The organism is Falsiroseomonas oryzae (assembly GCF_027856955.1).
GTDB lineage: Bacteria > Pseudomonadota > Alphaproteobacteria > Acetobacterales > Acetobacteraceae > Falsiroseomonas > Falsiroseomonas oryzae.
Window position 1 is genome coordinate 1 of record NZ_JAPSMD010000190.1, and the last position, 10,122, is coordinate 10,122.

General features: G+C 72.1%; 9 protein-coding genes. 1 reads left to right on the forward strand and 8 read right to left on the reverse strand.

What is annotated here, in order from left to right; genetic code table 11:
• Nucleotides 1–85 precede the first annotated feature (85 nt).
• From hfq to dusB, 8 genes are all read right to left on the reverse strand, one after another.
• Complete coding sequence (gene hfq / locus OZN99_RS17635) at nt 86–427, reverse strand: RNA chaperone Hfq (RefSeq protein WP_270936576.1); 342 nt, start codon at nt 425–427, stop codon at nt 86–88.
• A gap of 122 nt (nt 428–549) precedes the next feature.
• Nucleotides 550–1,236, reverse strand: coding sequence for an HAD family hydrolase (locus tag OZN99_RS17640; protein ID WP_270936577.1), 687 nt, complete (start codon nt 1,234–1,236; stop codon nt 550–552).
• Complete coding sequence (locus OZN99_RS17645) at nt 1,226–2,098, reverse strand: D-amino-acid transaminase (RefSeq protein ID WP_270936578.1); 873 nt, start codon at nt 2,096–2,098, stop codon at nt 1,226–1,228. The genes OZN99_RS17640 and OZN99_RS17645 overlap by 11 nt, the downstream gene beginning before the upstream one ends.
• Nucleotides 2,099–2,246: 148 nt before the next feature.
• Nucleotides 2,247–3,653, reverse strand: a complete 1,407-nt coding sequence (gene ntrX, locus OZN99_RS17650; RefSeq protein ID WP_270936579.1) for a nitrogen assimilation response regulator NtrX — start codon at nt 3,651–3,653, stop codon at nt 2,247–2,249.
• Nucleotides 3,643–5,925: a sensor histidine kinase NtrY-like gene (locus OZN99_RS17655; RefSeq protein ID WP_270936580.1), complete on the reverse strand. Its 2,283-nt coding sequence runs from the start codon at nt 5,923–5,925 to the stop codon at nt 3,643–3,645. The genes ntrX and OZN99_RS17655 overlap by 11 nt, the downstream gene beginning before the upstream one ends.
• Nucleotides 5,922–7,388: a nitrogen regulation protein NR(I) gene (ntrC, locus tag OZN99_RS17660; RefSeq protein WP_270936581.1), complete on the reverse strand. Its 1,467-nt coding sequence runs from the start codon at nt 7,386–7,388 to the stop codon at nt 5,922–5,924. The genes OZN99_RS17655 and ntrC overlap by 4 nt, the downstream gene beginning before the upstream one ends.
• Before the next feature lie 23 nt (nt 7,389–7,411).
• Nucleotides 7,412–8,536, reverse strand: coding sequence for a two-component system sensor histidine kinase NtrB (locus OZN99_RS17665; RefSeq protein WP_270936582.1), 1,125 nt, complete (start codon nt 8,534–8,536; stop codon nt 7,412–7,414).
• Nucleotides 8,533–9,645, reverse strand: coding sequence for a tRNA dihydrouridine synthase DusB (gene dusB / locus OZN99_RS17670; RefSeq protein WP_270936583.1), 1,113 nt, complete (start codon nt 9,643–9,645; stop codon nt 8,533–8,535). Before dusB ends, OZN99_RS17665 begins: the two co-directional genes overlap by 4 nt.
• Before the next feature lie 168 nt (nt 9,646–9,813).
• Here dusB and OZN99_RS17675 point away from each other — a divergent pair.
• The coding region (locus tag OZN99_RS17675) for an IspD/TarI family cytidylyltransferase (protein WP_270936584.1) at nt 9,814–10,122 on the forward strand (309 nt) is incomplete at its 3' end.

A 10,122-nucleotide genomic window follows, 5' to 3' on the forward strand; every position in this document is an offset into this window, starting at 1 on the left:
GGCGCCGTCGGCGCGCCCCGGCCGCTCATGCGGCAGAACGACCGCGGCCCTTGTGGGGCCGCGCTCCTCGCCCGGCGGCTGGTTGCTATTCGCCGCGCCCGACAGGGTTCACCTCGCGGCCGAGGCTGAGCCGGCCCTCGCGCGCCGGAGCGGCGCCTTCCGTCGGGGCCGCGGTACCCGCGGCCGCGCCGGCCGTGCTGGCATCAAAGAGGGAGATCGGCGCGCCGGGCATAACCGTGCTGATGGCGTGCTTGTAGACGAGCTGAGTGTGGCCGTCCCGCCGCAGCAGGACGGAGAAATTGTCGAACCAGGTGATGATGCCCTGCAGCTTCACGCCGTTCACCAGGAAGATGGTGACGGGCGTCTTCGATTTCCGGACGTGGTTGAGGAACACGTCCTGCACGTTCTGCGACTTCTCGGCGGCCACGGAGGGTTGGTCCTTCTTGTTGTTGGCCTGCCGCGCCGCAGGGGCCGCGTGCAGGTCCGACGATGGCTAGCTTTCCAGAGGTGCGGGCGCCCTGGCAAGGGAGGGTCGGCGGTTCTGCGCACTCAGTCCGCTGCCGACACCTTACCGGCCATGCGACGCAACGTATCCGCAAGGGCTGCCGCGTCTTCGAAGGCGAGGTCGGGCGCGGCATTCGCGACGCCGCCATCGTGTTCGGCGCGGCCGACCAGCACGGCGCGACACCCTGCCGTGCGCGCGGCGCGCATGTCCATCGCGGTGTCGCCGACATACCAGACCTGCGGGCTCGGGTTCACGCCACAGGCGCCGAGCGCCAGGCGGAACGGCGCGGCATCGGGCTTGTCGGCCGTGGCGTCGCCGGCGCCGACCAGCGCGGCGAAGGCGCCATCCCAGCCGAGATGCGCCGCTTCCGTGCGCAGCAGCGGGCCCTGCTTGTTGCTGATCACCGCCTGCGGGCCGAGCGCGCCGGCTGCGGCGATCGCGCCGGCGGCGCCGGGCATCGGCCGAAGGACCTTCAGGTGGCAGGCGCGCACGGCGGCGTAGAAGATGTCGCGTGCCCGTTCCCATTCCGCGCCGAACATCCCGGGGAACGTATCGCGCAGCGAGCCGCGGACGCGCGCCAGCACCGTTTCACGATCCCATTCGGGCATGCCGAAGTCGCGGAAGGTGACGTTCAGGCCATGTTGGATGGCAGCCCAGCCATCCACCAGCGTGTTGTCCCAGTCCCAGAGGACGCAGGCCGGCGGCGGAATGGCGCCGCCGTCAGGCGGCATTGCGCAGGTCGCCCTTCACGTGGCGTGCGAAGAGATCGAAGAGCTGCCGCACGACGGGGCCGACCCTCCCGTCGCCGACCGGCGCGCCGTCGATCTTCGTGATCGGCCGCACGAAGGAGGTGGCGGAGGTGATGAAGGCTTCGCGTGCCTTGCGCATGTCGTCCACGGTGAAGGGCGTCTCGTCGAACGGGATGCCGGCGGCCTGGAGTTCCGCCATCAGCGCGCCGCGGGTGCAGCCGGGCAGGATCACCTCGTCCAGGTGGCGCGTGCGGATGGCGCCGTGCTCGTCCACGATCCAGAAGGTGGTGGCCGCGCCTTCCGTGACGATCCCGGTCGCCTGGTCGTAGAGGATCGCCTCGATCGCCCCCTTCTCCCGGGCGGCCTGGCGGGCCAGGACGTTGGGCAGCAGGTTCACGGACTTGATGTCGCGCCGCGCCCAGCGCAGGTCGGGCAGCGTGATGGCGCTGGCCTGCCATTTGTCCACATCGGTCGGATAGGGCGGGATGCGCTTCACGGTGACGACCAGCGCGGGCGGCACGGGCTTCGCCGGGAAGGGATGGTCGCGCCGCGCCACGCCGCGGGTGACCTGCATGTAGAGCAGGCCCTCCGTCACGCGGTTCCGGCGCGCGACCTCGCGCAGCACCATGCTGAGCGCGGCGCGCGACATCGGCATGGGCAGCCGGATCTCCTTCAGGCTGCGTTCCAGCCGCGCCAGATGGCGGTCCTCGTCCACGTAGCGGCCGCCATACAGGTGGACGACCTCATAGATGCCGTCGCCGAACTGGTAGCCGCGGTCCTCGACATTGACCGACGCCTCGGGCTGGCGGACGTATTTCCCGTTCACATAGGCAATGCGCGACATTCCTGTGACCCTCAGACGCCGGGCGGCCGCTCCGCGGCCTTGGCTTCGCGCCTGCGCGCTGCCTCGCCCCGCCGGATGTCAGCCCTGCGCGCGGCGCCCTGTCGGGCGCAAGGCCGATGCTGCATTGTTGCGCAACGCGCCGCCTCGATCATCCCCCGCCTGCCGGCGCGCGGTCCTCGGCGTTCACGCCCAGGAACTTCAGCTTGCGGTGGAGCGCGCTGCGCTCCATGCCGACGAAGGCGGCGGTGCGGCTGATGTTCCCGCCGAAGCGCAGCAGCTGGGCCTCCAGATACTGCCGCTCGAACAGCTCGCGCGCCTCGCGCAGCGGCAGTGTCATGATCTCGCTCGACCGGTCCAGCTTCAGCACGGCGGGCGCGGCGGCTCCGACCTGGGGGGGCAGCATGTCCGGCCGGATCGGCTCCCGCGCGTCGCCCGGCGCCATGATCAGCAGCCAGTCGATCAGGTTGCGCAGCTCCCGTACGTTGCCCGGCCAGTCATAGGCCTGCATCGCGGCCAGCGCGTCCTCCGTCAGATCGCGCGGCGGCATGCCGGAGGTCTCGACGGACTTCGCCATGAAGTGCCGCGCGAGCGCCGGAATATCCTCCCGCCGCTCACGCAGCGGCGGGATCTTCAGCGGCACGACGGCCAGGCGGTAGTAGAGGTCCTCGCGGAAACGGTTGCCGGAGATCTCGGCCTGCAGGTCCTTGCTGGTCGTGGCGATGACGCGGACATCCACCTGCACGCGCTGCGCGCCGCCCACCCGGGTAAAGCCCTGTTCCTGCAGGGCGCGCACGATCTTGCCCTGGGTCTCGAGCGGCATGTCGCCGACCTCGTCCAGCAACAGCGTGCCGCCATGCGCGCGTTCCAGCACCCCTGCGCGGCGTGGCTGGGCGTTGGCGTCGGTGCCCGCCTCCACGCCGAACAGCTCCTCCTCGAAGCGGTTCGGCGCCAGGGTGGCGCAGTTCAGCGCGACGAAGGGGCCGTCGTTGCGGCGGGATCGGGCGTGCAGCATCCGCGCCGCGACCTCCTTGCCCGCCCCGGCAGGCCCGCTGATCAGCACGCGGGAGCCGGTGGGCGCCACGCGCTCGATGGCCTGGCGCAGCTGGGCGGTGGCGGAGGAGACGCCGACCAGCTCCGTCTCCGCCCCGGCGCGCAGCTTGAGCTCGCTGACCTCCCGCTTCAGGCGCGCCGCCTCGAGCGCGCGGGAGACGATCAGCAGCAGGCGGTCCGCCTTGAAGGGCTTCTCGATGAAGTCGTAGGCGCCCTGCTGGATCGCCTGGACCGCCGTCTCGATCGTGCCGTGGCCGGAGATCATCACGCAGGGCACGCGCGGCTCCTCCTGGTGCATCACCGAGAGGATGCCGAGGCCGTCCAGACGGGAATTCTGCAGCCAGATGTCGAGGACGACCAGCGAGGGGCGGCGCACGCGGAACGCCGCCAGCGCCTGGTCGGAATTGGCCGCCTGCCGGGTCTGATAGCCCTCATCCGCCAGGATGCCCTCGATGAGGGCGCGGATGTCGGGCTCGTCGTCGACGATCAGGATGTCATGCGCCATGGCCGACTCGTCCCAAGCCCACCCCCAACTCCTCCCGCCGCGGCGTTCCCGCCTGGTCCGCGGGAAGGATCAGGACCGCCCTGGCCCCGGGCGCGCCGCCGCGGTCCTCCAGGGCGAGCCGTCCCCCATGGTCCTCCATGATCTTCTTGACGATGGCAAGGCCAAGCCCCGTACCCTTCGCCTTGTGCGTGACATAGGGCTCGGTCAGCCGGGCCCGCTCCTCCCCCTCGGGGAGGCCGACTCCATCGTCCTCCACCACGATCGCCCAGCCCTCCGGCGCGGGCTCGATGCGCACCGAGATGTGGCCGGCAGGCGCCCCGGGCGCTTCACCGGGCGGCGGCTCCGGCGCGTCGCCGCGCGGCCGGCCGGCTATCGCGTCGGCCGCATTCTGCAGCAGGTTGGTCAGCGCCTGGCCGATCAGGCGGCGGTCGGCGGGGACCACGGGCGCCGGATCCGGAATGGTCACGACGTAGGCGATCTCGTGATGGGCGGCCCGCTGCAGCACCAGCGCCTCGCGGACCAGCTGGCCCAGATCCTCGGGCCGGATCACAGGCTGGGGCATGCGGGCGAAGGCGGAGAACTCGTCCACCATGCGGCCGATGTCGCCGACTTGCCGCACGATGGTGTCGGTCAACGCTCGGAAGGTGTCGGGGTCGGTCCCGATCTCCTTCAGGTATTTGCGCTTCAGCCGTTCCGCCGAGAGCTGGATCGGGGTCAGGGGGTTCTTGATCTCGTGGGCGATGCGGCGCGCCACATCGGCCCAGGCGGCCTTGCGCTGGGCGGATTGCAGCTCCGTGATGTCGTCGAAGGTCAGTACGAAGCCGGCGATGCGGCCCTGCTGCATCTCCGCCCCGATGCGCGCGATCAGCGTCCGGCGGCGCGACGGCGGGCCGATCGGGATCTCCGCCATGCGCGGTCGCTCCGGGGCGGCGGAAGCCTCGGCGATCAGCTCGGCGAATTCCGGCACCACCCTGGCCAGCGGCAGGCCGAAGCCGGCATCGAGGTCGAGTTCCAGCAATTCGCTCGCCCGGCGGTTCGGCAGGTTCACCCGCCCCTCGGCATCCAGGCCGATCACCCCGGCCGAGACGCCGGACAGCACCGTCTCGGTGAAGCGGCGGCGCTCGTCCAGCTGGCGATAGGCTTCCATCAGCTCGCCGCGCTGGGCGGAAAGCTGGCTGGTCATGCGGTTGAAGGCGCGGCTGAGCGAGGTCAGCTCGTCATCCGCGGTGCCCTCCTCCACCCGCGTCGCCAGGTCGCCGGCGCGCACCCGCTCGGCCGCGGCGATCAGCCTGCTGATCGGGCGCGCGAGCTGGTTCGCGAAGACCAGGCCCACCAGCACCGCGGCCAGCAGCACCAGCAGCGCGGCGCAGACGAAGACCAGCGCGAAGGTGACCTGCAGGCTGCCACGGTTGCGGTCCAGCCGGTCGTATTCCTGGAAGGCCAGCTCCGTGCGACGCAGATGCTCCAGGATGCCGGCATCCAGCGGACGGCCGATCACGAGCACGAGCCCGGGCTCCACATCCAGCAGCGCCAGCGCGCGCACGCGCGCCTCGCTCTCGCCCGGGACCACCGCCACCTCGCTGTGGCGCAGCTGCTCGAGTGCCCAGGCGGAGGGCAGCTCGATCACGCCGCCGGAGACGAAGCCGGCCTGCGCCACGATCTGGCCCAGCCGCGGCTCCACCACCACCGCCTCGGTCAGGCCGCGGATGGAGGCCTGGGTGGCCAGCAGGCGCTCGAAGGCCGGCATGTTCCCGGGCAGGAAGATCTGCGCGGCGCGGTTCAGGTCGGCGGCCATCGCCAGCGCATCCACCCGGATCTCGTCGCGGTGCTGGTCGAGCCAGGCGCGGGAGGCGACGAGGCTGGCCTCCAGCGTGTCCCGCACGCGGTCGCTGAACCAGGCCTGGATGCCGAGGTTGAAGAAGATGGCGGAGAAGGCGGCGACGGTGAGCGAGGGCACGATCGCCACCACGCCGAACAGCAGCACAAGGCGCACATGCAGCCGCGCTCCGGCGCTGCCCCGCCGGCGCTCCGCCCAGACCCGCACGAGCCGGGCGATGAGCGAGGCCGCGAGCAGCAGCAGCACGCCCGCATTGGCCAGCACGACGCCGACGATCTGCCCCGGCCGGGTCGGGCCGAGCGGAGAGCCGCCGGCCAGCAGGACGAAGGTGGCGAGCCCCAGCAGCACCGCGGTCACCGCCAGGCCGAGCGTCGTCGCCCGGCCCAGCAGGATGTCGGCAATCCGTCGCCGGCCGGTGCCGGCGGCGCCGCTCACGGCAGGCCGCGCACCACGGGAAGGTCGAGCTCCCGCAGCTTCTTGCGCAGCGTGTTGCGATTGAGGCCCAGCATCGCGGCCGCCTTGATCTGGTTGCCGCGGGTGGCGGAGAGCGCGAGCCGCAGCAGCGGCCGCTCCACCTCCGCCAGCACGCGGTCGTAGAGGTCGCGGATCGGCATGCCGTCCTTGTGGGCGGCCATGAAGCCCTGCAGGTGACGCTCGACCGATTGCTCCAGCGTCTCCGGCGCGCGGGGCGCGTCCTCCGTCGGCGGCGATGCCTCGGCCAGTTCGGCGGCGACGGCATCCGCGCCGATCGTCTCCTGCGGGTAGAGCGCGGCCATACGCCGCATCAGGTTCTCCAGCTCGCGGGCGTTGCCGGGCCAGGCATGCGCCTTCAGCCGCTCCATCGCCGCCTGGTCGAGCTGCTTGGCCGGCAGTCCGGCGATGCGGGCGCGTTCCAGGAAATGGCGCGCCAGCAGCGGGATGTCCTCGATCCGCTCGCGCAGCGGCGGCAGGCGGATGGGCACGACGTTCAGGCGGTAGAACAGGTCCTCGCGGAACATCCCGCCGCGGATCGCCTGGCGCAGGTCGCGGTGCGTCGCGGCGACGATGCGGACATTCGCCTTGATCGGCTGGCGCCCGCCGACGGTGGTGAACTCGCCTTCCTGCAGCACGCGCAGCAGGCGGGTCTGCGCCTCCGGCGGCATGTCGCCGATCTCGTCGAGGAACAGCGTGCCGCCGGCCGCCTGCTCGAAGCGGCCGACGCCGCGGTTCAGCGCGCCGGTGAAGGCGCCGCGCTCGTGCCCGAACAGCTCGCTCTCGATCAGCTCGCGCGGGATGGCGGCCATGTTGATGGCCACGAAGGGCCCGGAGCGGCGGCGGCCGTAGTCATGCAGGGCGCGCGCGACCAGCTCCTTGCCGGTGCCCGACTCGCCGGTGATCATCACCGTCAGGTCGGTTGTCGTGAGCCGCGCGACGGTGCGGTAGATCTCCTGCATGGCCGCGCTGCGGCCGACCAGCGGCAGGCGCTCCTCCTGCTCCTCGCCCTCCGGTGTCTCCGTCGTGCTCGGCGTTGCGAGCGCGCGGCCGACCACGGCCAGCAGCTCCTTCAGGTCGAAGGGCTTCGGCAGGTAGTCGAACGCGCCGCGCTGGGTCGCCTTCAGCGCGGTGGAGAAGGTGGACTGCGCGCTCATCACCACCACGCGCAGGTCGGGGCGCACGCGGCGGATGCGGGGGACGAGGTCGAGGCCGTTCTCGTCGGGCATGACCACGTCCGTGATCACCAGATCCCCTTCCCCGTCCTCCACCCAGCGCCACAGCGTGGACGCCGAGGAGGTGGCGCGGACATGGTAGCCGGAGCGGCCGAGCGCCTGGCTGAGCACCGTGCGGATCGCCCGGTCGTCATCCGCGACCAGGATGGTCCGGGTCGCGGCAGCGGCGGGCGGGACGGCGACTTCGCTCATGGCATGGCTCCTGAACGACGCGGCTATTCGGTGCGCCGGGGCGGCGCGGGCAGCGAGAGGCGGAAGGTGGTGCGGCCCGGCCGGCTGTCGCATTCGATCAGCCCGCCCTGGTCGGTCACCAGCTTGGCGACCAGCGCCAGGCCCAGGCCCTGGCCGCCGCGCTTGGTGGTCACGAATGGCTCGAACAGCGTGGCGCGCACCTCTTCCGGGATGCCCGGGCCGTTGTCGCGCACCTGCACCTGCAGCGGCAGGTGCACGCGTTCCGAGCTGCCGGGCACGGCGATTCGCACGCCGTGGTGATAGGCGGTGACGAGCTGGATCTCGCCCTCCCGGGGATCCACCGCCTCGGCGGCGTTCTTCACCAGGTTCAGCAGGATCTGCACCAGCTGGTCGCGGTTGCCCCAGACCGCCGGCAGCGAGGGGTCGTAGTCCTGCACGATGCGCAGATGCGCCGCGAAGCCTGAGAGCGCGATGCGGCGGACATGGTCCAGCACCTCGTGGATGTTCACGGCCGCGCGCTCGACCGGGCGGTCTGAGAACATGTCCATCCGCTCGACCAGGTTGCGGATGCGGTCGGCCTCGTCCTGGATCAGCACACAGAGCTCGCGGTCCGCCTCGCTGGCTCCCTGCTCCAGCAGCTGCGCGGCGCCGCGGATGCCGGAAAGCGGGTTCTTGACCTCGTGGGCGAGCATCGCCGCCATGGCGGAGGCGCCGCGCGCGGCGCCGCGGAAGTTCAGCTGGCGGTCCAGCATCTGCGCGGTGGAGGCGTCCTGCAGCGTCAGCACGACGCCGCCCGGCAGTTCCGGCAGCGGCGCGCCCTGCGCGGCGACACCCAGGCGTCGCAGGCGCGGGCTTTCCAGGGCCAGGTCGTGGTCACGCACCGGCGCGTCGTGCCGGCGCACCTGGTCCAGCAGCCCGAAGAGGCGGTTGTCCGGCGGCAGCAGGTCGCGCAGCGACATGGCGGCCAGCGACGGGGCCGACAGCTGGAAGAACAGTTCCGCGGCGGGGTTGGCGAAGCGGAACCGGTCGGCCTCGTCCAGCACCACCGCCGCGACCGGCAGCGCGCCGAGCACCGCCGCCGCCTCGGGCGTCAGCTTCGGGGCGGGCGCGGGGGCGGCCCCACGGCGCGCGAGGATCCCGGCCCTCATGCCGCCATCAGCTCGTCGGTTCCGTCGCGGCCGGCGGGCCGGTCGCGTGGCTCGTGCTCCGCGCGCTGGCGCTGGACACCGCGTTCCGCCAGCGGCTCGTAGAAGCGGCGGATCAGCGCGATCACGGCGTCCGCGTCGTCAAGCCGGTTGACCTCGGCGCGGAACTCGGCGGAGCCGGGCAGGCCCTTGGAGTACCAGGCGACATGCTTGCGGGCGAGCCGCAGCCCGGGGTCGCGGCCATGGTGCTCCAGCATCGCGTCGTAATGCGCGAGCAGCGTCGCCAGCTGCTCCGTCAGGTCGGGCTCGGCGCCGAGCACGCCGGTGTTCAGGTATTCGGCGACGACGCGCGGCAGCCATGGGCGTCCATAGCAGCCGCGGCCGATCATCACGCCATCCGCGCCGGAGCGGCGCAGCGCCTCCGCCGCGTCCTCCGGCCCCAGGATGTCGCCGTTGACGATGACGGGGATGCGCACGGCGTCCTTCACCTGGCGCACGAAGGCCCAGTCGGCGGTGCCGGTGTAGAACATCTGCCGCGTGCGGCCATGCACCGTGACCATGCGGATGCCGCAGTCCTGCGCGATCTGCGCCAGGCGCGGGGCATTCAGGCTCTTGTGGTCCCAGCCCATGCGCATCTTCAGCGTCACCGGCACGGAGACCGCCTTCACGGTGGCTTCCAGGATGCGCGCCGCGGCGATCTCGTCGCGCATCAGCGCGGAGCCGGCCTGCTGGCCGAGCGCGACCTTCTTCACCGGGCAGCCGAAATTGATGTCCACGATGGCGGCGCCGCGGTCCACGACCAGCTTCGCCGCCTCGCCCATCACCTGCGGGTCGCAGCCCGCGAGCTGCACGGAGGACGGCGCGCCGAAGCCGTCAATCTCCCTTGGCACCTCCGCCATCTTCAGCGTGGTCCGGTTCTCCCGCACCATGGCGTTGGAGGCGATCATCTCGGACACGACGAGGCCGGTGCCGAGCCCGCGCGCAAGGCGGCGGAACGGCAGGTCGGTCACGCCCGACATCGGCGCGAGGATCACGGGGACCTCGATTCGCGCGCCGCCAAGGTCGATGGGCCGGAGGCCGCCCGGCACGGTGCCGGGTTGGGGGATGCTCATGAATTAGGCGAATTAGCGATTGTTGGACGGCTCGTCCACCGTCCACCAACCGATCGCGGAGCATCTGCTGAAGAATCCGGCAGGCGCTGGACATGCCGTGGTCTGGACGTGGCCGCGCCGCGCCGGGGCGCTGCGTGACCTTCCCCTGGCGGGCGGCTAGGCTGCGGCATGACCGTCATCGCCCTGCTGATGGCTGCCGGGCGCGGGCAGCGCTTCGGCGCCGAGGTGCCCAAGCAGTACCTGTCCCTGCTGGGCCGCCCGGTGCTGCGCCACGCCGCCGAGTCGCTGCTGCGCGAGGGCGGCGTCGCCGCCATCCAGCCTGTCGGCCCCGCCGGAGAGGAGGCAAGGCTGGCCGCGGCGCTGGAGGGCCTGCCGATCCGCCCGCCGGTCGCCGGCGGCGCCACCCGCCAGGCCAGCGTGCTGGCGGGGCTGGAGGCGCTGGCACCCGACGCGCCAGACATCGTCCTGGTGCACGAC